Origin of the sequence: Aquabacterium sp. (assembly GCF_041915145.1) — a bacterium.
GTDB lineage: Bacteria > Pseudomonadota > Gammaproteobacteria > Burkholderiales > Burkholderiaceae_C > Aquabacterium.
Map to the genome: position 1 here is coordinate 75962 of NZ_JAYSBZ010000001.1, position 25993 is coordinate 101954.

Annotated in this window: 24 protein-coding genes and 1 pseudogene; 14 read left to right on the forward strand and 11 right to left on the reverse strand. The window is 65.3% G+C overall.

Translation table 11 applies throughout. The features are described 5' to 3' along the window. Positions 1–9 precede the first annotated feature (9 nt). The 3 genes from cysE to ACE3SS_RS00390 all read right to left on the reverse strand — a co-directional run bounded on the left by cysE (position 10) and on the right by ACE3SS_RS00390 (position 2283). Entirely contained in the window at positions 10–810 is an 801-nt protein-coding gene (gene cysE / locus ACE3SS_RS00380; protein WP_374590163.1) for a serine O-acetyltransferase, read from the reverse strand. 104 nt (positions 811–914) lie between these two features. Continuing rightward, entirely contained in the window at positions 915–1535 is a 621-nt protein-coding gene (locus ACE3SS_RS00385; protein ID WP_374590133.1) for a PrpF domain-containing protein, read from the reverse strand. Continuing rightward, positions 1522–2283, reverse strand: coding sequence for an RNA methyltransferase (locus ACE3SS_RS00390; protein WP_374590165.1), 762 nt, complete (start codon positions 2281–2283; stop codon positions 1522–1524). The genes ACE3SS_RS00385 and ACE3SS_RS00390 overlap by 14 nt, the downstream gene beginning before the upstream one ends. 242 nt (positions 2284–2525) lie before the next feature. On the opposite strand from ACE3SS_RS00390, the pseudogene ACE3SS_RS00395 reads away from it, so the two are divergent. After that, positions 2526–3545, forward strand: a pseudogene (locus ACE3SS_RS00395) (inositol monophosphatase family protein); the annotation flags it as partial. A gap of 387 nt (positions 3546–3932) precedes the next feature. Here the strand turns inward: ACE3SS_RS00395 and ACE3SS_RS00400 are convergent. Next, positions 3933–4202 (reverse strand): DUF4404 family protein, encoded by a 270-nt coding sequence (locus tag ACE3SS_RS00400; protein WP_374590135.1) that lies wholly within the window; start codon positions 4200–4202, stop codon positions 3933–3935. Positions 4203–4378: 176 nt separating this feature from the next. On the opposite strand from ACE3SS_RS00400, the gene mutS reads away from it, so the two are divergent. From mutS to ACE3SS_RS00450, 10 genes are all read left to right on the forward strand, one after another. Continuing rightward, complete coding sequence (mutS, locus tag ACE3SS_RS00405) at positions 4379–7000, forward strand: DNA mismatch repair protein MutS (protein WP_374590137.1); 2622 nt, start codon at positions 4379–4381, stop codon at positions 6998–7000. A gap of 28 nt (positions 7001–7028) precedes the next feature. After that, positions 7029–7850, forward strand: coding sequence for a peptidase (locus tag ACE3SS_RS00410; RefSeq protein ID WP_374590139.1), 822 nt, complete (start codon positions 7029–7031; stop codon positions 7848–7850). 46 nt (positions 7851–7896) lie between these two features. Next, positions 7897–8751, forward strand: coding sequence for an alpha/beta fold hydrolase (locus ACE3SS_RS00415; RefSeq protein ID WP_374590141.1), 855 nt, complete (start codon positions 7897–7899; stop codon positions 8749–8751). Between the two features lie 88 nt (positions 8752–8839). Beyond that, a complete protein-coding gene (asd, locus tag ACE3SS_RS00420; protein ID WP_374590167.1) occupies positions 8840–9649 on the forward strand; it encodes an archaetidylserine decarboxylase in 810 nt (269 codons plus the stop codon). Positions 9650–9766: 117 nt separating this feature from the next. Then, complete coding sequence (locus tag ACE3SS_RS00425; RefSeq protein WP_374590143.1) at positions 9767–11431, forward strand: CTP synthase; 1665 nt, start codon at positions 9767–9769, stop codon at positions 11429–11431. Positions 11432–11464: 33 nt separating this feature from the next. Further along, a complete protein-coding gene (gene kdsA, locus ACE3SS_RS00430; RefSeq protein WP_374590145.1) occupies positions 11465–12322 on the forward strand; it encodes a 3-deoxy-8-phosphooctulonate synthase in 858 nt (285 codons plus the stop codon). Between the two features lie 50 nt (positions 12323–12372). Further along, positions 12373–13656 carry a phosphopyruvate hydratase gene (gene eno, locus ACE3SS_RS00435; RefSeq protein ID WP_374256910.1) on the forward strand — a complete coding sequence of 428 codons (1284 nt, stop codon included), beginning with the start codon at positions 12373–12375 and terminating at the stop codon, positions 13654–13656. Between the two features lie 9 nt (positions 13657–13665). Continuing rightward, on the forward strand, positions 13666–13962 hold the full coding sequence (gene ftsB, locus ACE3SS_RS00440) for a cell division protein FtsB (RefSeq protein WP_374256912.1): 297 nt from the start codon (positions 13666–13668) through the stop codon (positions 13960–13962). Between the two features lie 103 nt (positions 13963–14065). Further along, positions 14066–14647 (forward strand): nicotinamide riboside transporter PnuC, encoded by a 582-nt coding sequence (gene pnuC, locus ACE3SS_RS00445; RefSeq protein WP_374256979.1) that lies wholly within the window; start codon positions 14066–14068, stop codon positions 14645–14647. Further along, entirely contained in the window at positions 14644–15294 is a 651-nt protein-coding gene (locus ACE3SS_RS00450) for an AAA family ATPase (RefSeq protein ID WP_374256914.1), read from the forward strand. The genes pnuC and ACE3SS_RS00450 overlap by 4 nt, the downstream gene beginning before the upstream one ends. 5 nt (positions 15295–15299) lie before the next feature. Here ACE3SS_RS00450 and ACE3SS_RS00455 read toward each other — a convergent pair whose 3' ends face one another. Together ACE3SS_RS00455 and ACE3SS_RS00460 are read right to left on the reverse strand one after the other, a co-directional pair. After that, complete coding sequence (locus ACE3SS_RS00455; RefSeq protein ID WP_374256915.1) at positions 15300–16274, reverse strand: Hsp33 family molecular chaperone HslO; 975 nt, start codon at positions 16272–16274, stop codon at positions 15300–15302. 16 nt (positions 16275–16290) lie between these two features. Further along, entirely contained in the window at positions 16291–16815 is a 525-nt protein-coding gene (locus tag ACE3SS_RS00460; RefSeq protein WP_374256917.1) for a gamma carbonic anhydrase family protein, read from the reverse strand. Positions 16816–16941: 126 nt separating this feature from the next. Between ACE3SS_RS00460 and ACE3SS_RS00465 the strand changes: the two genes are divergently transcribed. Further along, positions 16942–17490 (forward strand): peroxiredoxin, encoded by a 549-nt coding sequence (locus tag ACE3SS_RS00465; protein ID WP_374256981.1) that lies wholly within the window; start codon positions 16942–16944, stop codon positions 17488–17490. A gap of 35 nt (positions 17491–17525) precedes the next feature. Here ACE3SS_RS00465 and serB read toward each other — a convergent pair whose 3' ends face one another. Then, the gene (gene serB, locus ACE3SS_RS00470) at positions 17526–18221 is read right to left on the reverse strand and encodes a phosphoserine phosphatase SerB (protein WP_374256919.1); all 696 of its coding nucleotides are present in this window, start codon (positions 18219–18221) and stop codon (positions 17526–17528) included. Positions 18222–18289: 68 nt separating this feature from the next. After that, positions 18290–21775, reverse strand: a complete 3486-nt coding sequence (gene mfd / locus ACE3SS_RS00475; protein ID WP_374256921.1) for a transcription-repair coupling factor — start codon at positions 21773–21775, stop codon at positions 18290–18292. A 103-nt stretch (positions 21776–21878) separates the two neighbouring features. On the opposite strand from mfd, the gene ispD reads away from it, so the two are divergent. After that, the gene (gene ispD, locus ACE3SS_RS00480; RefSeq protein ID WP_374256923.1) at positions 21879–22637 is read left to right on the forward strand and encodes a 2-C-methyl-D-erythritol 4-phosphate cytidylyltransferase; all 759 of its coding nucleotides are present in this window, start codon (positions 21879–21881) and stop codon (positions 22635–22637) included. A 23-nt stretch (positions 22638–22660) separates the two neighbouring features. On the opposite strand, the gene ACE3SS_RS00485 is transcribed toward ispD, so the two are convergent. The 3 genes from ACE3SS_RS00485 to ACE3SS_RS00495 all read right to left on the reverse strand — a co-directional run bounded on the left by ACE3SS_RS00485 (position 22661) and on the right by ACE3SS_RS00495 (position 25175). Next, positions 22661–23347, reverse strand: coding sequence for a zeta toxin family protein (locus tag ACE3SS_RS00485; RefSeq protein WP_374256925.1), 687 nt, complete (start codon positions 23345–23347; stop codon positions 22661–22663). A gap of 132 nt (positions 23348–23479) precedes the next feature. Continuing rightward, positions 23480–23824, reverse strand: coding sequence for a type II toxin-antitoxin system Phd/YefM family antitoxin (locus tag ACE3SS_RS00490; protein WP_374256926.1), 345 nt, complete (start codon positions 23822–23824; stop codon positions 23480–23482). A 148-nt stretch (positions 23825–23972) separates the two neighbouring features. Beyond that, positions 23973–25175 (reverse strand): ammonium transporter, encoded by a 1203-nt coding sequence (locus tag ACE3SS_RS00495; RefSeq protein WP_374256928.1) that lies wholly within the window; start codon positions 25173–25175, stop codon positions 23973–23975. A gap of 336 nt (positions 25176–25511) precedes the next feature. Between ACE3SS_RS00495 and ispF the strand changes: the two genes are divergently transcribed. Continuing rightward, positions 25512–25991: a 2-C-methyl-D-erythritol 2,4-cyclodiphosphate synthase gene (gene ispF / locus ACE3SS_RS00500; RefSeq protein WP_374256931.1), complete on the forward strand. Its 480-nt coding sequence runs from the start codon at positions 25512–25514 to the stop codon at positions 25989–25991. Positions 25992–25993: the final 2 nt, after the last annotated feature.

Genomic DNA, 25993 nt, shown 5'->3' on the forward strand with positions numbered 1-25993 from the left:
CTGATCAGATCACTTGACCAGGCGGTTCAGGCCGTCGGCGTCGAAGTGCTCGGTGGTCTGCGCGTCTTGCGGCAAGCAGGCCCGGGCCGACTCGGTGGTGGCTTCGCCAGCCAGCTTGCGAATGGCTTCCCACAGCAGCGTGATCTGGTGCTCGTGGCCGGCGGCGTGATCGATCAGCCCGCGCATGGCTTGCGCCAGCGGGTCGTCGCCCTCGGTCACGCCGTAAGCCGAAAAACCCATGCGTGCCGCAGCCGCCTCGCGCTCGGCGCGCTTGGCATCGTCCGGGTCCACGACAGCCGCGTGCAAGATGCGCGCGGGGTTGCCAACTGCCGTAGCGCCCGCTGGAACCGGTTTGACGACCACCGCGTTCGAGCCCACGCGGGCGCCATCGCCTACCGTGAAGCCGCCCAGCACCTGAGCATTGGCGCCCACGATGACGCCGCGCCCCAGCGTCGGGTGGCGCTTGGCGCCGCGTGTGAGCGACGTGCCGCCGAGCGTCACGCCCTGGTAGATGGTGCACTCGTCGCCGATTTCGGCGGTTTCGCCCACCACCACGCCCATGCCGTGATCGATGAACACGCGGCGGCCGACCTTGGCGCCGGGGTGGATCTCGATACCCGTGAAGAAGCGGTTGAGGTGCGAAATGAAACGACCCAGCCACAAGAAGCCATGCGTCCAGCAAGCGTGCGCCCAGCGGTGCATGACGATGGCGTGCAGGCCGGGGTAGCAGGTCAGCACCTCCCAGGCCGAGCGGGCGGCCGGGTCGCGTTCGCGGATGCAGGCGATGTCTTCTCGAAGACGCGAGAACAGCATGGGTGTGGGTGTTCTTTGTTGTAAGGCGCAGGGGCAGTCAGTTTAGCGGCGCAGGAGCACAGCCCTGTGGGGTGCAAGGTCGGCGCGGTTCTGGCAGCGAGTCAAGCCGGCACGACGATCCCTTGCATCAGGCGCCGGGCGCTGCCGAGTCGCCGGGTCGATTTCGGTTCGTCGTCATCCTGATTTGCGGTGCTGCTCCCCGGCTCGAAGACCGTCAGCTCGATGGCGGCGCCAGGGAAGGGCGCCGCTTCGCTTCTGAAGTCGCCCACCTCCACCGGCTGGCCGTCTTGCAGGTCGAAGCGGGCTTCGACCGTGTAGCCTTCGTTGACTTGCCAGAGCCGCAAGGCCGCGCGCTCGCCTTGGGGCTCGACGAGTTTGAGCCACACCGCGGCCGGGCCCGCCGCAGCGGCCAGGTCGCCGATGGCGCCGCGCGAGTCGATCAAGCCCGTGACGGGGTCGACCTTGCCGCACCAGTAGTCGATGTCATGCCGAAAACGCTTGCTGCGCGACAGCACCACCACGCAGCTGGTGTCGATGGAGCCCGCACCGAGGCCGTCGATCTGCCGCCCTGTTGGGTCAGGACTGCCCATCAGGCGGGCCAACCATTGCACGCGGTCGTCGTAGTCCCGAGGCAGGTCGTCAGCACGGAAGAACAGGCCTTTGCAGGCATCGCCGCGCATCCACACAGCGTCGAGCGGGGCGTGGGGGTCAGCGCGGCTCACGGCGGGTCTCCAGGATCGAGTTGGCAATGCCGCGCAGGATGTGGATTTCTTCTTCGGTCGGCTGGGCGCGATTGAAGAGCTGGTTCAGGCGCGGCATCAGTTTCTTGGGGGCGGCGGGGTTCAAGAAACCGAGGTGAACCAAGGCTCGCTCAAAATGCCCGAGCATGCCTTGCACGGCGCCGCCACTGGCCAGACGGGCATCGAGTGTGCGCGGCACCACGTCGAAGCCGCCGAGCGCTTGTCGCCACTCGTAGGCCAGCACCTGCACGGCCTGCGCCAGATTCAGCGAGCCGTAACCCGGCGCAGCGGGGATGCTCAAGCAGGTGTGGCAGCGGTAGACGTCGTCGTTGCTCATGCCGTAGCGCTCGCAGCCGAAAACGAAGGCCACGCGATGCGGCGTGCGCGCCAGCTCGGCGAAATACTCGCGCGGTGCGCGGGTCGGCGGGCCGAAATCGCGCGGCGTCATCGCCGTGGCGCAGGCCAGGCTCACACCGTCCAGCGCTTCAGCCAGGCTGCCGACGATGCGCGCGCTGTTCAAGATGTCGGTGGCGCCGCAAGCCATGTCGAGAGCATCTTGCTGGCTCAACACATCGCTGAAGCGCGGGTTGACCAGCACCAGATCCGAAAAGCCCATGACCTTCATGGCGCGGGCGGTGGCGCCCACGTTGCCGGCATGGCTGGTGCCGATCAGCACGAAACGTGTGGAGTCGGCTGCGACTCGATCGCTCGACGTGTTCTCAAGCGGCACGGCGCGCTCTGCCTCAGATGTCACGCCCAAATCCGGTGGGTTGGCTGCAGAAATCGACACAAAAATGGCCCCGGCCCTTAAAATGATCGATTATCCGTGGCGTGCGGCCGCATTTGTCGTGCCCGCCACCTGCTCTTTTCTCACCGCTGCCTCGTCTGTACCCCTGCGCCAACCAGCCGCGCCTCGCTTTTGTGCGTGCGCTGTGCGGGTTGCCGCTGCATCACCTTTTCATAGGTTCGCTCATGTCTCAAGCCGCCCTCAACCCGATGCTCAACGTTGCCATCACCGCCGCGCGCAAGGCCGGGTCGATCATCAACCGGGCGTCGCTCGATCTTGAGCGGGTACAGGTCAGTGCCAAGTCGCACAACGACTTCGTCACCGAGGTAGACCAGGCTGCAGAAGAGGCCATCATCGACACGCTGCTCACGGCTTACCCTGGCCACGCCATTCTGGCCGAGGAGTCGGGCCGTTCGCGCGGCGCCAAGGACAGCGACTACCTCTGGATCATCGACCCGCTCGATGGCACCACCAATTTCATCCACGGCTTCCCGGTCTATGCCGTGTCGATCGCACTGAGCTTTCGCGGGCAGATCCAGCAAGCGGTGGTCTACGACCCATCGCGCAACGATCTGTTCTACGCATCGAAGGGCAAGGGGGCCTTTCTCAATGACCGCCGCCTGCGGGTGTCCAAGCGCATTCGCATCACCGAGGCGCTGATCGGCACGGGCTTCCCGTTCCGCAAGGGCGACAACTTCCAGCGCTACATGAAGATGTTCGAGGCCGTGATGACGCAGTGCGCCGGCCTGCGTCGCCCCGGCGCGGCCTCGCTCGATCTCTGCTACGTGGCGGCCGGCTATTACGACGGCTTCTTCGAGACCGGCTTGAGCCCGTGGGACGTGGCGGCTGGCGCGCTGATCATCACCGAAGCCGGCGGCCTGATCGGCAACTTCACCGGCGAGCCGGACTACCTGTACCAACGCGAAGTGGTGGCCGGCACGCCCAAGATCTATGGGCAATTGGTGCAGACGCTGACCCCGTTCACTCGCGTCATCAAGGAAGAAGACCTGGCCGCCGATGCCGCCCGAGCCACCGACGCTGAGGGAGACGACGCCGACGCCCCGCTACATGCGCTCGAAGCCGCGATGGGTGAGGGCGCCGAGGCCGCTGCCACCAAGCCGGCCAAGGCGCCCAAAGCCAAGTTGACCGCCAAGCCTGGCGTGCGCAAGCCACTGAGCAAGGCCCGAGGCGACAGCATGGCCGGCACGATTGGCCAGGACGACGGTTTTGTCGACCCGCATGCCGCCGCGCACAGCGCCGAAGCGTTCACGCCGGTGATCGCCCCGGCGACACCGGCGGTGAAGAAGGTGGCGGTGCGTATTCGCAAGCCCGAAGAATCAGCGGCGCGCGAGGATCGGCCGTACCGTGACGCCCGCCCGGCATCGCGGGACAGCCGCGATACCCGTGGTGGCCGTGATCAGCGTGATTCGCGTGACTCGCGCGGCCCGGCCGATCGTGGCCCTTCGCGCGACCAGCGTGGGGACCAGCGTGGCGGCCCGCGCAGCGAAGGCAGCCGCAGCACCGCACCGCGCGGCCCGGCGCGCACCACCGCCCCTCGGGGGCCGCGTGGCGGGTCGCGCTGAGCCAGAGGGTCAGATCCCCATCTTGCCCAGCGTGTCGGCCAGTTGGCGCATGGCCGATTCCAGCACGGGGTGCTCGGCCGCCAGTTGCGCCGATACGTGCTGAGCCCGCTCGACCAGCGCCGACTCGTGTGCCTCGCCGGCTTCCTGCTTGGTGATCACGTGGTGGATGTCCTGATCGAGCGTCACCAGCAGTTGCTTGAGCTCTGCATCAACCGGCCCGCCACTTTCAAGGTGCTGGCGAAGCTGTTGCAGAGAGTCCTTGAGGGCCTGGATGTTCATGGTCGGTCTCGTATCGGTGTAGTGAAGCAAACGGCGCTAGCTTAGCCTCGCGCCGGTCGCCCGGGGTTGCGTTCTCGCATGATCTATTAACGCCGCCCCCTGCAGGCGCGTCGGCGACTCGGGTGTGCACAATGTCGCCTCCGCGCTGCCCACGAATCACCTTGCCGAGTTTGCAGATGTCTGCCACGCCGTTGCCCGCCGAAAACACAGCCACGCCGCACACTCCGATGATGCAGCAGTACCTGCGCATCAAGGCCGAGTTTCCGGACACGCTGGTGCTCTACCGGATGGGCGACTTCTACGAGCTGTTTTACGACGACGCCCGCAAGGCTCATCGCCTGCTCGACATCACGCTGACGCAGCGGGGCCAGTCGGGCGGCGAGCCGGTCGTGATGGCCGGCGTGCCGGTGCACTCTATCGAGTCGTATCTGGCCAAGCTCATCAAGCTGGGTGAAGCGGTGGCCATCGCCGAGCAGGTGGGCGACGTGGCCACGGCCAAGGGGCCGGTCGAGCGCAAGGTGGTGCGGGTCGTCACGCCCGGCACGGTCACCGACAGCGAGCTGCTGGCCGAGCGGGCCGACTCGATCCTGCTTGCCGTGGCGCCCACCAAGCCCGGCAAGGGCAAACCCCGTTTTGGTCTGGCCTGGCTGGGGCTGACGCGCGGCGAGATCGTGCTGACCGAGTGCGACGAGCGCGAGCTGAGCGCTTGGCTGGCTCGCCTGCAGCCGGCCGAGATCCTGGTGGACCGCGACCGCGTGCCGGCCGCCCTGGTGCAACATCGCGCGCCGATCACCTACCGGCCGGCTTGGCAATTCGACAGCGCCCTGGGCCTGCGCAAACTGTGCGAACAGATGGGGGCGGCGACGCTGGCGGGCTACAACGCGCAGGATCTGCCGCAGGCCCACGCCGCAGCCGCCGCCCTGCTGAGCTTTGCCGAGCACACCCAGGGCAAATCGCTGGCGCACGTCAACGCGTTGCGGGTCGAGCGGGCGAGCGACCTGCTGGAGCTGCCCGCCGCCACGCAGCGCAACCTCGAGCTGCTGCAGACGCTGCGCGGCGAGGACAGCCCGACGCTGCTGTCGCTGCTCGACACGTGCCGCACCGGCATGGGCAGCCGCGCGCTGCGCCACTGGCTCACCCACCCGGCGCGCGACCGCTCGCAAGCCGTGGCCCGGCTGGACGCCGTCGAAGCGCTGCGCGGGCAGGGCTTCGAGTCGCTGCGCGAGGCGCTGCGGCACGTGAGCGATGTCGAGCGCATCACCGCCCGGGTGGCGTTGCGGCAGGTGCGTCCGCGCGAGCTGGCCGGGCTGCGCAGCACGCTGGGCGGCCTCGGCGAGCTCCGCGCGGCGCTGCCCGATGCAGCGTCCGATACCGTGCTGCTCGCGGCCTGCCGCGACGCGCTGAACCCGCCACCCGATATTCCCGCGCTGCTGACGCGCGCCGTGGCCGAGGAGCCCGCCGTGCTGCTGCGCGACGGCGGCGTCATCGCCACCGGCTTCGACGCCGAGCTCGACGAGTTGCGCGCCATTTCGCAAAACTGCGACGCCTTCTTGCTCGACCTCGAAACTCGCGAGCGCGAACGCACCGGCATCCCGAACTTGCGCGTGCAGTTCAACAAGGTGCATGGCTTCTACATCGAGGTCACGCAAGGGCAGGCCAGCAAGGTGCCGCTCGACTACCAGCGCCGCCAGACGCTCAAGAACGCCGAGCGCTTCATCACGCCCGAGCTGAAAGCCTTCGAGGACAAGGCCTTGTCGGCGCAAGAGCGCGCCCTGGCGCGCGAGAAGCTGCTGTTCGAGCAACTGCTCGACGCGCTGATGCCGCATCTCGGCGTGCTGTCGGCCCTGGCTCGTGCGCTGGCCACGCTCGACGTGCTGGCCGCGCTGGCCGAGCGCGCCACGACGCTGGGGTGGTGCCGACCGCAATTCGTGCCGCAGCCCTGCATCGAGATCGAGCAAGGTCGCCACCCGGTGGTCGAGGCCCGCTTGCTCGAAACCGGCGCCGGCACCTTCATGCCCAACGACTGCCGGCTCGACGCCAACCGCCGCATGCTGCTGATCACCGGCCCCAACATGGGCGGCAAGTCGACCTATATGCGGCAGGTGGCGCTCATCGTGCTGCTGGCCGCCATCGGCTCGTGCGTGCCGGCGCAGTCGTGCCGGTTGGGCCCGGTCGATGCCATCCACACCCGCATCGGCGCGGCTGACGACCTGGCCAATGCGCAGTCCACCTTCATGCTGGAGATGGTCGAGGCCGCGGCCATCGTGCACACCGCCACCGAGCATTCGCTGGTGCTGATGGACGAAATCGGGCGCGGCACCTCCACCTTCGACGGCCTGGCGCTGGCCGGCAGCATCGCCAGCCACCTGCACGACAAGAACCGTGCCTTCACGCTGTTCGCCACGCACTACTTCGAGCTGACCGCTTTCCCTGAAAAGCACGAGCACGCCATCAATGTGCACGTGGGGGCCGCCGAGTCCGGCGACGACATCGTGTTTCTGCACGACATCCAGCCTGGCCCGGCCAGCCGCAGCTATGGCGTGCAGGTGGCCCGCCTGGCGGGTATGCCGCCGGGGCTGATCCGGCAGGCACGCGCCGCCCTCGAGTCGCTCGAAGCCGAGCAAAAGCGGTCCGATCACCAGATTGATCTGTTTGCCGCGCTGCCCGCCGAGGCTTACCCTATCGATAGTGAGCCCACCGAAGTCGAGCGCCTGCTGAGCGAGATCCAGCCTGATACGCTCAGCCCACGCGAGGCGCTCGATGCGCTCTACCGCCTGAAGGCGCTGGCCCGCGCCTGATCTGCCACCGCACCCAATCGATATCGTCATGACTTACTGCGTTGCCATGCGCCTGAACACCGGCCTGGTGTTCCTGTCCGACTCCCGCACCAATGCCGGGCTCGACCAGATCAGTACGTTCCGCAAGATGACGGTCTACGAGCAGCCTGGCGATCGTGTGATGGTCCTGCTGAGCGCGGGCAACCTGGCCATCACCCAGGCCGTCAAGCAGTTGCTGGCCACCGAGAGCATCGAGGGGCCGGAGGGCGCCGTGACCATCTGGAATGCCAAGACCATGTTCGACTGCGCCCGCATCGTCGGCAGCGCCATACGCAAAGTCCACGCCCGCGACGCCGAGGCGCTCAAGAAGCACGGCATCGACTTCAACGCCAACCTCATCTTCGGCGGCCAGATCAAGGGCGAGACGATGCGGCTCTTCAACGTCTACGCCGCCGGCAATTTCGTCGAGGCCGGGCTGGACGGGGTGTGCTACTTCCAGATCGGTGAATCGAAATACGGCAAGCCGGTCATCGACCGGGTCGTCACCCCCAATACGCCGCTGCAGGAAGCTGCCAAATGTGCCCTGATTTCGATGGACTCGACCCTCAAATCGAATCTGTCCGTGGGTTTGCCCCTTGATTTGCTGGTCTACCAGGCCGATAGCCTCAAGGTGGATCGGCTGGTTCACATTGATGAGTCGAACAGCTACTTCCGCATGATCCGCAGCTCGTGGGGCCAGCGGCTGCGGCAGGTGTTCGACTCGATCCCCGACCCGAGCTGGGACGGCTCATCCGACGACCACGCGCTGGCGTCGGGGCAGCAGCCCCAGGCCATGAACCCGCTGACCCGCATCCACGCCCCGGAAGGTTGATCGACCACCCCTGCTCCGAAGCAGGGACCCGCACAAGGACACGGCCATGGACCTGAGCGCAGCCTCCTCTCTCCGCCCACCCCAGCGCGAGCTGATCGTGTTCTCGCACGCCAACAGCTTCCCGGCGGGCACCTACCGCAAGCACTTCGCCATCTGGGAAGAGGCCGGCTTTGAAGTCAAGGCCATCGAAAAATTCGGGCACGACCCGCGCTATCCCGTCACCAACAACTGGACGCACCTGGAGCGCGAGCTGGTCGACTTCCTCGATCACCAGGTCGACCGACCGGCATATCTGGTGGGGCACTCGATGGGCGGCTACCTCAGCCTGATGGCCGCGAGCAGCCGACCTGACAAGTGCAAGGGCGTGATCCTGCTCGACTCGCCGGTGGTGTCGGGCTGGAAGGCCTTGGGCGTGCATCTCGCCAAGGCACTCGGCATCTTCGACCGCTTCACCTACGCCCGGGCCTCGGCCACGCGCCAACAACTGTGGGCCGACACCCAGCATGTGATGCAGCATTTCATGGCCAAACCCGCCTTTCAGCGCTGGGCGCCCAGCGTGTTGGCCGATTACGTTGAAACCGGCACCGAGTCCACCTCACCGGGGCGATCGCTGGCCTTCAAGCGCGAAGTCGAAACCCGCATCTACGACACCATGCCTGCCGGCCTGGTTGATCGGCTCAAGACGCACCCCACCGGCGGCCCGATCGCCTTCATCGGTGGGCGGCAGTCGCACGAAGTCCGCATGGTTGGCACCGGCGGCACGCGACGCCTGGCGGCAGGGCGGGTGTCGTGGCTGCAAGGGACGCATCTCTTCCCGTTCGAGCACCCCGAAGACGCGGCGCAAGAGGTGCTGCGCTGGATCGAAACCTTCGCCCAGGAGCCGGCGCGCTTCGTGGCCTGATCGCTAGAATGCGGGCCCGCCATTCTTGGGGGCTCAACCCGTGTCGAATTCTCTTTCTGATCGCTTGTTTGTCTGGTCGCAGTACGTGATGCCCAAGCAGGCACTCACGGCATTTGCCGGCCGTGTCGCCTCGGTACGAGGGGGCGCGTTGACCACGCTCATGATCAGTCGCTTCGTCGAACGCTACGGCGTGAACATGAGCGAAGCCGCCAATGCCAACCCGGCCAGCTACGCCACGTTCAATGAATTCTTCACCCGTCCGCTGAAGGCCGGTGCCCGGCCGCTGGCTTCCGCCGACCTGATCTGTCCGGTCGATGGGGCCATCAGCCAGATTGGCGCGATCAACAAGGACCAGATCCTCCAGGCCAAAGGCCACTGCTACTCGACTACCGCTCTGGTGGGAGGCGACGCCCAACTGGCCGCCCAGTTCGATAACGGCAGTTTTGCCACCATCTACCTCAGCCCCAAGGACTACCACCGCATCCACATGCCGTGTGCCGGCAAGCTGGTGCGGATGATCCACGTTCCCGGCGCGCTGTTCTCGGTCAACCCGGCCACGGCCCGTGGCGTGCCGGGCTTGTTTGCCCGCAACGAACGGGTCGTGTGCGTGTTTGAAACGCAATACGGCCCCTTCGTGCTGGTGCTGGTGGGGGCCACCATCGTGGGCAGCATGGCCACGACCTGGCACGGCGTCGTCAGCCCGCCGCGCAGCAAGAGCGTGCGCGAGTGGCACTACGACGGCCAGAACATCCGCTTGAAAAAGGGGGCGGAAATGGGGCGCTTTTTGCTGGGCTCCACGGTCGTGATGCTCTGGCCTCGCGGTTCACATCAATTCGCAGCCGGCTGGGCCGCGGGCCGGGCCGTTCGTCTGGGTGAAGCCATGGCCAGCCGCCGCTGATTGACCGAAGGTTGATCGCGCGCACCGAGTCGCCCGATCAGCCAGCGGCACGGAGCGACCCGATATAATGCCGCTTTACCACCGCAGCAGACGCGTCACCGCGTTTGCCTTCGCGCAATGACCAAGTACGTCTTTGTCACCGGCGGCGTGGTGTCCTCACTCGGTAAGGGCATCGCCGCTGCGTCTTTGGCCGCCATCCTCGAATCGCGCGGCCTCAAAGTCACCCTCATCAAACTCGATCCGTACATCAATGTCGATCCGGGCACGATGTCGCCGTTCCAGCACGGCGAAGTGTTCGTCACCGATGACGGCGCCGAGACCGACCTCGATCTGGGCCACTACGAGCGCTTCATCACGACGCGCATGAAGAAGGCCAACAACTTCACCACGGGTCAGATCTACAAGAGCGTGCTCGAAAAAGAGCGCCGTGGCGACTACCTGGGCAAGACCGTCCAGGTGATTCCGCACATCACCAACGAAATTCAGGATTTCGTGCGCCGTGGCGCAGGTGAAGGCACGCCTGAAGCAGTCGATGTGGCCATCGTCGAAATCGGCGGCACCGTGGGTGACATCGAGTCGCTGCCCTTCCTTGAAGCTGCTCGGCAGATGAGCCTCAAGAACGGCCACACCAACATGGCCTTCGTGCACCTGACCTACGTGCCCTGGATCGCCGCTGCCGGCGAGCTCAAGACCAAGCCCACGCAGCACACCGTGCAGAAGCTGCGCGAGATCGGTATCCAGCCCGACGCGCTGCTGTGCCGCGCCGACCGCCCCGTGCCGGCCGACGAGCGCGAAAAGATCTCGCTCTTCACCAACGTGGTCGAGAGCGGCGTGATCTCGGTGTGGGACGCCGACACCATCTACAAGGTGCCGCGCATGCTGCACGAGCAGGGTCTCGACGACCTGATCTGCAACAAGCTCAACCTCACCACGTCGCCCGCCAACCTGGCGCGCTGGGACACGCTGGTCAAGGAGGTCGAGAACCCCAAGACCCAGGTCACCATCGCGATGTGCGGCAAGTACACCGATCTGTCGGACTCGTACAAGTCGCTCAACGAGGCGCTGCGCCACGCCGGCATTCACAACCATGCTCGCGTCAACATCGAATACGTTGACTCCGAGCTGCTGACCGAAGACAACGTCGCCCAGCTCGACCAGTTCGACGCCATCCTGGTGCCGGGCGGCTTCGGCAAGCGCGGCGTCGAGGGCAAGATCACCGCCGCCCGCTATGCCCGCGAGCATCAGATTCCGTATCTCGGCATCTGTTTGGGCATGCAGGTCGCGACCATCGAATACGCACGCCACAAGGCAGGTCTGACCGGTGCCAACAGCACTGAATTCGACCCCGATACGCCGCACCCGGTGATCGCGCTGATCGACGAGTGGCAAGACGCCGACGGCACCGTGCAAAAGCGCGATGCCAATTCCGACCTGGGGGGCACGATGCGCCTGGGCGCGCAAAGCTCCGATGTGAAAGCCGGCACGCTGGCTTATCAGGTTTACGGCCCGGTCGTGACCGAGCGCCATCGCCATCGTTTCGAGGCCAACGAGCATTACCTCGACCGCCTGCAGCAGGCGGGCCTGGTGATCTCGGCCATCACGCAGCGCGAGAAGCTCACCGAGATGATCGAGCTGCCGCAGAGCGTGCACCCGTGGTTCGTGGGCGTGCAGTTCCACCCCGAGTTCAAGTCGACGCCGTGGGGCGGCCACCCGCTGTTCACCAGCTACATCCAGGCTGCATTGGCGCACCAGACAGCACGCCAGCAACCAGCCGCTGCCTGATCCAGGCCGACAGACCAACCGAGACTCACGACCATGAAACTCTGCGGATTCGATGTCGGCCTTGACCGCCCGTTCTTCCTGATCGCCGGCCCATGCGTGATCGAGTCCGAGCAGTTGCAGATGGACGTGGCCGGTCAACTCAAGGAGCTGACCGCCTCGCTGGGTATCCCGTTCATCTTCAAGAGCAGCTTCGACAAGGCCAACCGCTCGTCGGGCACCTCGTTTCGCGGCCCGGGCATCGACAAGGGGCTCGACATCCTCGCCAAGGTGAAGCGTGAGCTGGGCGTGCCCGTGCTGACCGACATCCACGACGAGTCGCAGATCGAGCAGGTCGTCGCCAGCGTCGACGTGCTGCAGACGCCGGCCTTTTTGTGCCGCCAGACGGATTTCATTCGCGCGGTGGCGCAGTCGGGCAAGCCGGTCAACATCAAGAAGGGGCAGTTTCTGGCTCCGCACGACATGAAGAACGTGGCCGACAAGGCCCGCGCGGCAGCCAAAGAAAAAGGCCTGAGCGAGGACCTGTTCATGGTCTGCGAGCGCGGCGCGAGCTTCGGCTACAACAACCTCGTGTCCGACATGCGCTCGCTGGCGATCATGCGCGAGACGGGTTGCCCCGTGGTGTTCGACGCAACCCATTCGGTACAGTTGCCGGGTGGGCAGGGCACCAGCTCCGGCGGCCAGCGCGAGTTCGTGCCGGTGCTGGCGCGTGCTGCGGTGGCGGTCGGCGTGTCGGGCTTGTTCATGGAAACGCACCCGGACCCCGCCAAGGCTTTGTCCGACGGCCCGAACGCCGTGCCGCTGGCCAAGATGAAGGCCTTGCTCGAAACCCTGGTCGAGCTGGACCGCATCACGAAGAAAAACGGCTTCCTGGAAAACGACTTCTCCTGCTGAAGTCCGGTCCACAGCCCCGAATCGATTTTGAAAACTGAGGAGCAATTTGAATGAGTGCCATCGTTGACATCGTCGGCCGCGAAGTTCTAGACAGCCGCGGCAACCCCACCGTTGAATGCGACGTGCTGCTGGAAAGCGGCACCATGGGCCGCGCGGCCGTGCCGTCGGGTGCATCGACCGGTTCGCGCGAAGCCATCGAGCTGCGCGACGGCGACAAGACCCGCTACCTGGGCAAGGGCGTGCTGCGCGCCGTTGAAAACATCAACACCGAAATCTCCGAGGCCGTGCTGGGCTTGGACGCCTCCGAGCAGTCCTTCCTCGACAAGGCCCTGATCGACCTCGACGGCACCGAGAACAAGAGCCGCCTGGGCGCCAATGCCATGCTGGCCGTCTCGATGGCCGTGGCACGCGCCGCCGCTGAAGAGTCCGGCCTGCCGCTGTACCGCTACTTCGGCGGCATGGGCGCGGTGCAGATGCCTGTGCCGATGATGAACGTCATCAACGGCGGTGCCCACGCCAACAACAACCTCGACCTGCAAGAGTTCATGATCCTGCCGGTGGGCGCGCCGACCTTCCGCGAGGCCATCCGCTACGGCACCGAGGTGTTCCACGCGCTCAAGAAGATCATCCACGACAAGGGCATGAGCACCGCCGTGGGCGACGAGGGCGGTTTCGCTCCCAGCGTGGCCAGCCACGAGGCGGCCATCCAGCTGATCCTGGAAGCCATCGACAAGGCCGGCTACACCGCTGGCTCGCAGATCGCCCTGGGCCTCGACTGCGCCGCCAGCGAGTTCTACAAGGACGGCAAGTACCACCTCGAAGGCGAAGGCCTGACGCTGTCGGCCCCCGAGTGGACCAACATCCTGTCCACCTGGTGCGACAAGTACCCGATCATCTCGATCGAAGATGCCATGGGCGAAGGCGACTGGGACGGCTGGAAGCACCTGACCGAAGCCCTGGGCAAGAAGGTCCAGCTGGTGGGTGATGACCTGTTCGTGACCAACACGAAGATCCTGCAAGAAGGCATCGACAAGGGCATCGCCAACTCGATCCTCATCAAGATCAACCAGATCGGTACCCTGAGCGAAACCTTCGCCGCCATCGAGATGGCCAAGCGCGCCGGCTACACCGCCGTGATCAGCCACCGCTCTGGCGAAACCGAAGACAGCACCATCGCCGACATCGCCGTGGGCACCAACGCCGGCCAGATCAAGACCGGTTCGATGAGCCGCTCGGATCGCATCGCCAAGTACAACCAGCTGCTGCGCATCGAAGAAGACCTGGGCGACGTGGCGGTGTACCCGGGCCGTCAAGCGTTCTACAACCTGCGCTGATCGCTGGGCATGACCACGCGTTTTGCGGTGACGTTGTTCTTGCTCGTGCTGTTGGGCGGCATTCAGGCCGAACTGTGGCTGGGCAAGGGCAGCGTCGCACGCGTGGTCGAGTTGCGAGCCGAGGTGAAAACCTTGCAGGCTCGCAACGAAACCGCTCGTTTACGCAACGAGCAACTCGGCGCCGAAGTGCGCGACCTCCAGGAAGGCCTGGAAATGGTCGAAGAAAAAGCCCGCGCCGAACTGGGCATGGTCAAGCCCGACGAGATCTACGTCCGCATCGACCCGCGCGGCACGGCCGCCAACTGAGGCCGGCTCGACGGGCCACCACCACCGCCGTGGAGCGCGTGCGTTGTCCATCCCCGCTTTGAATCTCTTGTCTGACGCGGCCTTTGCGCCGGCCCTGACGCTGATGGGCGCGGCTGTCACGCCGATCGAGATCGTCGCCTTCGTGCTGTCGCTCTGGATGGTGGCGTGCAATATGCGCGTCAATCCACTCGGCTGGCCGCTGGCCATCCTGGCCTCGCTCCTGTATTGCGCGCTGTTCTGGCGCAGCAAGCTGTATGGCGACGCATCGCTGCAAATCTTCTTTGCCGTGCTCGGTGCGTGGGGCTGGTGGCAGTGGCTGCGAGGCACCACGTCTGATGGTCAGTTGTTGCCCGTTCGATCCTTGCCGGCTCGACACCGCTGGCTGGCTCTGGTGGCTGTGCTGTTGGTCTGGCCCGCGCTCGGCTGGTTCTTGCAGCACCACACCGATACCGACGTGCCGTATTGGGACGCGCTGCCGACCGCTGCCAGCGTGCTCGGGCAGTTTCTGCTGGGTCGCAAGTTCATTGAAAACTGGCCCACCTGGATCGCGGTGAATGTGGTCAGCGTCGGCCTGTATGCCTACAAGGGCCTGTGGCTCACCGTGGTGCTGTATGCCATCTTCGTGGCCTTGTCGTTTGCGGGGTGGCGCAGTTGGGCTCGGCTGATGCGAGCGGAGGCTGCGTGAGCATCGCCATTTGCCTGCTGGGGGCTGAGAGCACGGGCAAGACCACGCTGGCGGAACAGATGGTGGGAGCGTTGCGCGAACGCGGCCTGCGTGCAGTGATGGTGGCTGAATACCTGCGCGAGTTTTGTGACCAGGTACGCCGCACGCCCACTCTTGAAGAACAGAGCGGCATTGCCTCCGAGCAGCAACGTCGCGTCGATCATGCGAGGCAGACGCACGATGTAGTGGTGGCGGACACCTCGGGTTTGATGGTGTCGGTCTACAGCGATCTGATCTTTGCCGACCGCAGTCTCTACCCGCAGACGTTGGTGTGGCAGCGGACATACAACCTGACCTTGCTCACAGCGATCGATATTCCCTGGGTGGATGACGGCTTATGCCGCGATGGGCCTCATGTGCGCGAACCGGTGGACGATCTGATCCGCCACGCCCTGCATGAGGGCCAACTTCCGTATTCGGTGGTGTCCGGACAAGGGGCTGCTCGGTTGCATCACGCGCTCAGTGCCTTCGATCGGCTGCAGGCCTTCCATGGAGGCTCAGCGAGTGAAGCTGGCGCCGGGCGATGGCGCTGGGTCTGCCCTGATTGCGACGACGGGGACTGCGAGCGCCATTGGCTGCCAGGGCAAGCGTCATCCCGGGGAGGCTGAACAGCTTACTGGACCGTGCCGGATCCCGGTTGCTGGTCGGCCGCAGGGGTGAACAACTCGCCCACGTCGACGGCGTCGAACAGGTAGCCGGCACCGCAGAAATCGCAGCCAACCTCGACACGCCCCTGTTCGGCCACGATCTCGTCTACCTCTTGCTGGCCCAGGCCGCGCAGCATGTTGGCCACGCGCAAGCGAGAGCAGGTACAGGCGAATTGCGGCGCGCTGTCGCCGACAAGCGGCTCGAATCGCAAGATGGGCTCTTCCCAGAACAGGCGGTGCAGGATGGTCAGCGGGTCGAGCGTCAGCAGCTCGTCGCGCTTCAGGGTCGACGCCAGGTGGGCGATGCGGTTGTAGGCCTCGTTGAGGCCGATCTCGTCTTCGTTGCGCTGGCCGGCCAGATTGCCTTCGCCCTCAACCGGCAGACGCTGGATCAGCAAGCCGGCGGCCACGTCGTCGTTGGCGGCAAGAATCAGCTTGGTGTCGAGCTGCTCGGACTGCAGCATGTAGTGCTCCAGCACTTCGCTCAAGTGCTGAAGAGGCTCGCCTTGATCGCCGTAGAGCGGCACCACGCCCTGATAGGGCTGCTGGCCGGGCAAGAGGTCTTTCGGGGCTAGAGTAATGGCGCAGCGGCCCTTGCCGTGGACGTTCAGCATGGCTTCGAGTCGTGCCTCGTCGGACACCGCGCCCACCACCTTGGCGGTCGAGCGGAAGCTGAGGTCGGGTTGCGTCTCGGTCACGGCCAGCTTGACCGGCCCATCGCCGAAGACCTGCAGGATCAATGCGCCGTTGAACTTGATGTTGGACTGCATCAGCACGCCGGCCGCCGACATCTCGCCGAGCAACTGGCGCACCGGCTCTGGGTAAGGGCCGCTCGAACTGGCGGCCCGGCGCAACAGCACTTCGCGCCAAGAATCGGTCAGTCGCACCAGCAGTCCGCGCACGGGCAGACCTTCGAACAGAAATTTATGCAATTCGCTCATGACACCTACACCGTCTTCAGCCGACGCGTTTGAGGCTGGTCTTGAACGCCTGCGCTCGCACCACATAGCTGGCGGTGCCAAGGTGCATGCGGCTGATTTCAAGGTCCGTCAGCGGGCGAATGGCCTTGGCCGGGCTGCCCAGGATCAGCATGCCGTCGGCAAATTCCTTGCCCTCGGTGACCAGCGCCCCGGCACCCACCAGGCAGTTCTTGCCGATCTTGGCGCCGTTCAACACCACGGCCTGGATGCCGATCAGCGCGCCATCGCCCACGGTGCAACCGTGCAGCATGGCCTGATGGCCGACTGTCACATTGGCGCCGATCGTCAGCGGAGACCCCAAATCGGTATGCAGGACGCAGCCTTCCTGGACGTTGGAGTTCACGCCGATGCGGATGGGCTCGTTATCGCCGCGAATCGCCACATGCGACCACACGCTGCTGCCCTCGGCGAGTTCCACGGCGCCGATCAGGTCGGCCGAATCGGCCACGTAGGCGGTTGCATGCACGGCGGGGCGTTGGTTGTCGATTTCGTAAAGCGGCATGTCGAGCGGCCTCAGGCGAGAAGGAAGGTCGAATTGTAGAAGGGAGGTTCTGAGTGCGGAAACACTATGATCGGCCGCATCGTTGACACATCAGAGCGGCCGCCCAGGCCCGAAGGAGTCTTTCAGATGAAGACCATTGGCGACAAAGTCGAAGCCTTTTCCATCGTTGGCGTCAAACCGGGGTTCAACCACCACGAAGAGCACGGCCAGACGGCTTTTGAAGACATTACCGAGCTCAGCTTCCCGGGCAAGTGGAAGGTGATTTATTTCTACCCGAAGGACTTCACTTTCGTCTGCCCGACCGAGATCGTCGGCTTCAACAAGCTGGCCAAGGAATTCTCTGATCGCGACGCCATCCTGATGGGCGGCTCGACCGACAACGAGTTCTGCAAGCTGGGTTGGCGCCGTGAGAACAAAGACCTCGACCGCCTCGGCCACTATGCCTTTGCCGACGTGACCGGCTCACTGGTCGACCAGCTCGGCATTCGCGACAAGACGGCTGGCGTGGCCTTGCGGGCGACCTTCATCATCGACCCGGACAACATCATCAAACACGTTGCGGTGAACCCGCTGAACGTGGGCCGTTCGCCGGAAGAAACCCTGCGCATCCTCGACGCCTTGCAAACCGAAGAGCTTTGCCCCTGCAACCGCCCGGTAGGCGGCGCGACGCTCTGATTTCAGCCAGGCTGGCGGCCCGGCGCCGCCAGCCGTCAGGCGAAGACTTCGAGCAGGCGGTCCAGGCCGCCTTCGGTGATGCCCACCATGGCCTGCTCGCGCACCTTGGGCTTGGCGTGATAAGCCACGCTCAGGCCGGCCTCGCCCATCATTGGCAGGTCGTTGGCGCCATCGCCCACGGCAATGGCCTGGCGCGGCGAGCAGCCCAGGCGGGCACACAGATCGAGCAGGTGCTGACGCTTGCCGGCGCCGTCGACGATGTCGCCCAACACCCGGCCGGTGAGCTGGCCGTCGATGATTTCCAGGGTATTGGAATGCGCTTCGTGCATGCCCAGCCGCGCCTTCACGCGGTCGGCAAAGAAGGTGAATCCGCCTGACACCAGCAAGGTCTGCAAGCCGGCAGCCTTGGCCGCATCGATCAATTCCTGGGCGCCCGGGTTGAGGCGCAGGCGCTGGTCGTACACCTCTTGCAAGGCCCCGGCTGGCACGCCCTTGAGCAGGGCCACGCGGCGCGTCAGGCCCTCTTTGAAATCGGCGATCTCGCCGCGCATGGCCGCTTCGGTGATGGCCGCCACTTCAGCCTTCTTGCCCACGGCGTCGGCGATCTCGTCGATGCACTCGATGTTGATGAGCGTCGAGTCCATGTCGAAGGCGATGGCCTTGAAGTCGCTGAGCTTGAGCGGCGGCGTGAAGCGTTGGATGACGAGGCCAGAGGCAGGGGTGGTCGGCATGGTGTGTTGGTGGCGAAAGGGTCAAAAATTGTAGGTTCGAGGGCGCGTGCGGCGTCGATGCTCCTTGATCAGGCCGCCACGGGCGTGCCCAGGCTGCGCAAGACGTCCCGGATGAACTGGGCGCGGTCCTTCGGGTCGGGCGTCTGGCGCTCGATGCGCAGCTTGTCGTTGCCGGCCAGCTTGATGTGCTTGTTCTTCTGCACCAATTCGATGATGTGCATCGGGTCGATGGGCGGGTTGGGGCGGAAGGCAATGCTCATCACGCCCGGTGCGGCGTCGATCTTGATGACGCCGTAAGGCTTGGCCTGCACACGCAGGCGGTGCACGTCAAACAGCGTCTGACCCTGGGCGGGCAGCTTGCCGAAGCGGTCGACCAGCTCTTCGAGCAGCGTGTCGATCTTGTTCAGGCTGTCGGCCGTGGCCAGGCGCTTGTAGAGGTTGAGGCGCACGTGCACGTCGCCGCAATAGCTGTCCGGCAGCAGGGCGGGGGCGTGCAGGTTGACCTCGGTATTCGCGCCGAACATGCCCAGTGGCGACAGCAGATCGGGCTCCTTGCCCGCCTTCAGGCTGCGCACCGCCTCGGACAGCATCTCGTTGTAGAGCTGGAAGCCGACTTCCATCATGTTGCCGCTCTGGCTGTCGCCCAGCACTTCGCCGGCGCCGCGGATTTCGAGGTCGTGCATGGCGAGGTAGAAGCCCGAGCCCAGCTCTTCCATGTCCTGAATGGCTTGCAGACGCTGCTGGGCCTGCTTGGTAAGACCTTCCACATCGGGCACCAACAGGTAGGCGTAGGCCTGGTGGTGGCTGCGACCGACGCGACCGCGCAGCTGGTGCAGCTGCGCCAGGCCGAACTTGTCGGCGCGGCTGATGACGATGGTGTTGGCGGTGGGCACGTCGATACCCGTCTCGATGATGGTCGAGCACAGCAGCACGTTGTGGCGCTGGGCCACGAAGTCGCGCATCACGCGTTCCAGCTCGCGCTCGTGCATCTGGCCGTGGGCCACGGCGATGCGCGCCTCGGGCAGCAGCTCCTGCAGCTTCTCGCGGCGGTTCTCGATGGTCTCGACCTCGTTGTGCAGGAAGTAAACCTGCCCGCCGCGCTTCAACTCGCGCAGCACGGCCTCGCGGATGGTGCCGTTGTTTTCATTGCGCACGAAAGTCTTGATGGCCAGACGCCGCTGCGGCGCGGTGGCGATCACGCTGAGGTCGCGCAGCCCTTCGAGCGCCATGCCCAGCGTGCGCGGGATGGGCGTGGCCGTGAGCGTGAGCACGTCCACCTCGGCGCGCAGCGCTTTCATGGCCTCTTTGTGGCGCACACCGAAGCGGTGTTCTTCGTCGATGATGAGCAAGCCCAGGCGCTTGAACTTCACGCTCTCGCTGAGCAGCTTGTGGGTGCCGACGACGATATCGATGCTGCCGTCTTCCAGTCCCTGCATCGCGGCCTTGATCTCCTTGGCCGTGCGAAAGCGCGACATCTCGGCCACCTTCACCGGCCACTGGGCAAAGCGGTCGGCGATGTTTTGGTAGTGCTGCTCGGCCAGCAGCGTGGTGGGGGCGAGCAGGGCGACTTGCTTGCCGCCGGTCACGGCCACGAAGGCGGCGCGCAGGGCGACTTCGGTCTTGCCGAAACCCACGTCGCCGCACACCAGTCGATCCATCGGCTTGGGCGAGATCATGTCCTGGATGACGGCGTGGATGGCGGCGTTCTGGTCGGGCGTCTCTTCGAAACCGAAGCTGGCCGCGAAGGCTTCGTAGTCTTGCGGCGAGTAGCGGAAGGCGTAGCCCTCGCGAGCCGCGCGGCGGGCGTAGAGGTTGAGCAGTTCGGCGGCGGTGTCGCGCACCTGCTCGGCGGCCTTGCGCTTGGCCTTGTCCCACTGGCCCGAGCCCAAGCGGTGCAGCGGCGCTTCGTCGGCGCTGACGCCGGTGTAGCGGCTGATCAGGTGCAGCTGCGACACCGGCACGTAGAGCGTGGCGTCGTCGGCGTAGACCAGGTGCAAGAACTCCGACGGGCCGCCGTCGCCGCCCAGGTCGAGGTTGACGAGGCCTTGGTAGCGGCCGATGCCGTGGTTGCTGTGCACCACCGGGTCGCCCACCTTCAGCTCCGACAAGTCTTTGATCAGCGCTTCGACGTCGCTGGTCTGCTCTTGCTTGCGGCGGCGGCGTGCGGTGGGCGCGGCGTCGAACAGCTCGGTCTCGGTGACGAACTGGATGCCGGCTTCGGCCCAGAAGAAGCCTGCCGACAGCGGCGCCACGGCCATGGCGTAGCGGTGGTCGCCCTGCTCGAAGGCCGCCAGCGACTCGACCGACGCCGGCTCGAGCTTGTGGTCGCGCAGCAGGTCGATCAGGCTCTCGCGCCGGCCGGCGCTCTCGGCCACCAGCAGCACGCGGTGCTCGGTTTTTTGCAGGTGCTGCTCGAGCTTGCGCAGCGGGTCTTGCCCACCGCGCTCGACGCTGAGGTCGGGCAGCGGGCGCGCCCACGCACCCGCGTCAGCGGGGGCACCTTCTGCGGCCACCGGCTCGTTGCCGCGCACCGACAGCTGAGCGTGGGCATTGGCCAGCGTGAAGAAATCTTCGGGCCGCAAGAACAGCTCTTCGGGCGGCAGGATGGGCCGCTCGGGGTCGTGTTGCAAGAACTTGTGCCGCTCGCGGGTCTCGACCCAGAAGCGCTTGAGCGCCTCGTCCACTTCGCCATGCAGCGCGACCACGGCATTCGGGCCGAGGTGCTCGAACACGGTCGCGACCTGGTCGAAGAACAGCGGCAGGTAGTACTCGATACCCGCGGTAGCCACGCCGTTGGCCATGTCCTTGTAGATGCGGGACTTGGTCGGGTCGCCTTCGATCTTTTCGCGCCAACGGGCCCGGAAGGCGCCACGCGCGTCCTCGTCCATCGGGAATTCGCGGCCCGGCAGCAGTCGCACCTCAGGCACGGGGTAGAGACTGCGTTGGCTGTCGGGGTCGAAGGTTCGGATCGAGTCGATTTCGTCGCCGAACAGGTCCACCCGATACGGCTGCATTGAACCCATCGGGAATAGGTCGATCAGCCCGCCACGCACCGCGTATTCACCGGGCGACACCACCTGGCTGACGTGGGTGTAGCCAGCCAGCGTGAGCTGGGCCTTGAGCTTGGCCTCGTCGAGCTTCTGCTTTTGCTTGAAATGAAAGGTGTAGGCCGCCAGGAACGACGGCGGCGCCAGGCGGGTGAGGGCGGTGGTGGCGGGCAGCAGCACCACGTCCAGGCCGATGTCAGACTGCGGGCCTTGCTGCACGCGCCACAGTGTGGCCAGTCGCTCGGAGATCAAGTCCTGGTGCGGCGAGAAGGTGTCGTAGGGCAGGGTCTCCCAGTCCGGGAAGACCGCCACGCGCAACTCGGGCGCGAAGAACGCGATCTCGTCCTGCAGGCGTTGGCTGTCGGCCGGCTCGGCGGTGATCAAGGCCACCAACTTGCCCGCGCTTTTCTGCGCCCGGGCAAATTGCGCCAGCAGCAAAGCATCGGCCGAACCCAGGGGGCGCGGGAGTTGAAAACGTTTACCGGGGGCCAGTTGAGGAATCTGCATGATTGCGGCGCCAGAAATAGCAAACGCCCCGATACGCAGGGCGCCGGGGCGGGAGTACCTTCGGGATCGAGCCGAAGCGGCGCAATTTTAGAATCGTCCGACCATGCCTGACACCATCACCCACGTTGCCCCCCACGGATTCGCACCACGTTGTTTTGCACTGGTGCCTTGCGCGGGGGTCGGCGAGCGCGCTGGCGTCGGCGGCCCCAAGCAATACCACCGCGTCGCCGGGCGCAGCGTGGTCGAGCACACCCTGACGGCCTTGGCCGCCGTGCCCCGCATCGACGCCACCCTGGTGGTGCTGGCTCCCAACGACACGCAATTCGAGGATCACGCAGGCCCCTTTGCGAGCGACGAACGCTGCTGGGTCGCGCGCGTGGGAGGCGCCAGTCGCGCCGAGTCGGTGGCGGCGGGGCTCGACGTGCTGCTGGAGCGCGGCGCGCAGCCGCACGACTGGGTGCTGGTGCATGACGCGGCGCGCTGCCTGACCCGGCCGGCCTTGATCGAGCAATTGATCTCGGCCTGCGAAGCCGATGAGGTGGGCGGTCTGCTGGCCTTGCCGGTGGCCGACACGCTCAAGCACGAAGGCTCGGGCGACGAGGCGGGTCGGGTCGAGCGGACCCTCAGCCGCGCCCACACCTGGGCGGCGCAGACGCCGCAGATGTTCCGCCTGGGCCTGTTGCGTCCGGCCTTGCTCGCGGCCTTGAGTCAGCCCGAAAGCGCTGCGGCCGTTACCGACGAGGCCAGCGCCATCGAGCGCCTGGGGCACGCGCCCAAGCTGGTGATCGGCGCGCTCGACAACTTCAAGCTGACTTGGCCATCGGACTTCGCGCTGGCCGAGCGTCTGCTGGCCCCGCGCTAACCGAGCACGTCAGCCAGCCCGACTCAAGAGCTGGCCAGCTTCAGCGCGGCCGCCACGACAGGCTTGGCCCAGTGCGGCGTGGCCCGCAAATCGGCCGGGGCCACCACGCGCCCGCGCGGCTCGCCAAGAACCTGAGCCCCTCGCCAGTGCATCACCAAAGTCGGCTTGGGCGGCGTGCCTGCCGCCGGGTCGGCCTGGGCCGTGTTGTCGTACACGCGCAATTCGGCCAGATGCGGCAGCAACCGGATCAGCTGCATACGGCTGTGGTCGAACCGCCGGCGGATGTCGGCCTCGGGGATGTCGTGCCCGCCTTTGGCCACGCGAGCTTTGACGCGCTCGATGTGGTGCTCGGGAGTAGCCAAACCTGCGTACCAGATCCGGACTTCATAGCCTTGCCCGGCCGCCTCTTCGAGCAACTTGACCACCGAATTGCCACCGAGGGTGGTTTCGAATGCGTAGTCGCGTCGCGTGGCAATGGCCTGCTGCAACAGTCGCTTGCCCTCGTGCCAGGCCGCGCTGTTGGCCTGCGTCTGGCTCAATTGCGGATTGCGCTCGCGAATGGCGCGCGCGGCCTCGTCCGGGTTGAAGTACAGCCCGCCGCTCTGGCGGATCACCGCGCCGCCGATGCTGCTCTTGCCCGCGCCATTGGTGCCGGCCAGCACGAAGATCCGCGGCGCGGCCTGGGTGGAAGGCTTTTTGCGGTTCGCCACGACGTTGTCTCTCTGCTTTTATTGGGTGTATGCCGTCACGGCGCTCGCTCGAAAACGTGCGCTGACAAGAAAAGGGATAAGCGCCTGCATGGCGCCAAAAAACTCGCCCGACCTCTTGCGAGGCGCCAGAGCTCAGCCTTTGGCTTGGCTCACCGCCGCCTGCCCCAATGCGTCGGGCTGGGCGTCGAAGGCATCGTCCATGGCCGATCGAACGCTGGGCGCCTGCATGCGGTCGAGCAGGGCGTCGAACTCATGACTCAGGCTGTCGAGCGGTTGCCTCTGGGCATCGAGCAGGGCTTGATAGGCATCGATCGACAGCACCACGGCCGTGGGGCGATCGCGCTTGGTGATGGCAACCATGCCTTGACTGAAAGCCGTGTCGAGCACACGGCCAAAACTGTTTTTCGCCTCGGTAGCCGAAAACTCGGCCACCTCGACAGACTCACCACGGTGGTTCAACAGGGTCAGGGCAGTCATGACAACAGACTCCAGCTAGATGACCGGTTAATTTTAGCCATATTAGCCAAAATGTCCAATCTGTAAATTGGATTTGTCCGGGCAGAAGTCTCAAAAACGAGCAAGCCAGCACGCAGGACGCATGCTGGCTTGCAAGTCGTTCGACGAATTACCAGCTGACTTCGCGGTCCGGCGTGGCGGTGATCCGGTGCAGGGACAGGTCAGCCCCTTCGAATTCTTCTTCCTGGGTCAAGCGCAGCCCCATCGTCAACTTGATGACGCCGTAGACCAGCACGCCGCTTCCCAGAGCCCAGGCTACTACCAAGGCCGTGCCGATGAACTGCGCGCCAAAGCTCACGCCCCCCACGCCGCCCAACGCTTTCTGACCAAAGATACCAGCCGCCAGCCCGCCCCAGGTGCCGCACAAGCCGTGCAAAGGCCACACGCCCAGAACGTCGTCAATCTTCCACTTGTTCTGCACCAGAGTGAACAGAGACACAAACAGCGCCCCGGCCACACCGCCCACCACCAGTGCACCAGCAGGGTGCATCAGATCAGAGCCGGCACAAACGGCCACCAGGCCAGCCAGCGGTCCGTTGTAGGCAAAGCCGGGGTCGTTCCTGCCCATCAGCACCGCCACCAAGGTTCCGCCCACGAGCGCCATCAAGGAGTTCACGGCCACCAGGCCCGAAATCTTGTCGATCGTTTGCGCGCTCATCACATTGAAGCCGAACCAGCCCACCGCGAGGATCCATGAGCCCAGCGCCAGAAACGGAATGCTCGACGGCGGGTGCGCCGACATGCCGCCGTCTTTGCGATAGCGGTTGCGTCGGGCCCCGAGCAACAGCACAGCGGGCAAAGCCACCCAGCCACCCATTGCGTGCACCACCACGGAGCCGGCGAAATCGTGCAACTCTGCACCCGCGATGCTGTGGATCCAGGCCTGAATGCCGAAACGCTCGCCCCACACCGCGCCTTCACACAGCGGGTAGAACACCCCCACGATGACCGACGTCGCGATCATTTGCGGCATGAATCGGGCGCGCTCGGCAATGCCGCCTGAGATGATGGCCGGGATGGCTGCGGCAAAGGTCAGCAAGAAGAAAAACTTCATGAGGTCATAGCCGTTGCGCTGAGCCAGCACGCCAGCGCCGCTATAGAAATCGACCCCGTAGGCCACGGTGTAGCCGACGAAGAAATACACGAGGGGCGACACGCAAAAATCGACCAGGATCTTGACCAGTGCGTTGACTTGGTTCTTCTGCCGCACCGTGCCGAGCTCCAGAAACGCGAAACCCGCGTGCATGGCCAGAACCATGACGGCGCCCAGCATGATGAATAGCGCGTCGGCGCCTTGCTTGAGTTGTTCCATGACTATCGGTAGATCAAACGAATGAGGTGCGCCCACCAATCCGGTGCGCAGGCGCGCTAAAGCACCAAGATGTAGCAATTTTCGTGCCACAAATAAGTGCAAAACGCTTGATGCTCGAGCGCCATTTGCCCAACTTCGGGGAGCAGTTGGCTGCGCACGGACACGGCATGCATCCAGCACAAAATTAATTTGCACCATCATTGTGCGCAAACAGGCCTACCAAGCGCACCGGCCTCGAAAGGTTTCCGTTCAACACAGAAGCCGCTCATCGCGGCGAAAATGGAGCCCATCTCTGCCGAAGGTGATCACCTTCCAACATCCAACGTCAAACCAGGCATGAACATTCGAATCGGAGAGGGCTGGGACACCCACGCCTTGGTGGCTGAACGCAAATTGATACTGGGTGGCGTCGAGATCCCCCACACGCACGGCTTGCTGGGCCACTCCGACGCCGATGCCTTGCTGCATGCCATCACCGACGCTGTTCTGGGAGCCGCAGGGCTCGGCGATATCGGCCGACACTTCCCCGACACGGATGCCCAATTCAAGGGCGCCGACTCCCTCGCCCTGCTGGCCGAAGCCGTGCGTCGTGTGCAGGCAGCCGGCTGGGTGGTGGGTAATGTGGACTGCACGATCGTGGCCCAGGCACCCAAGATGGCGCCGCACATTCCGGCCATGCGCGAGCGCATTGCTCAGGCGCTGGCTGTCGCGCCCGATCAGGTCAACGTGAAGGCCAAGACAGCCGAGAAGATGGGCCCTGTCGGCCGACTCGAGGCGATCGAAGCGCGAGCAGTCTGCCTGCTGCTGGCGCGCTAACG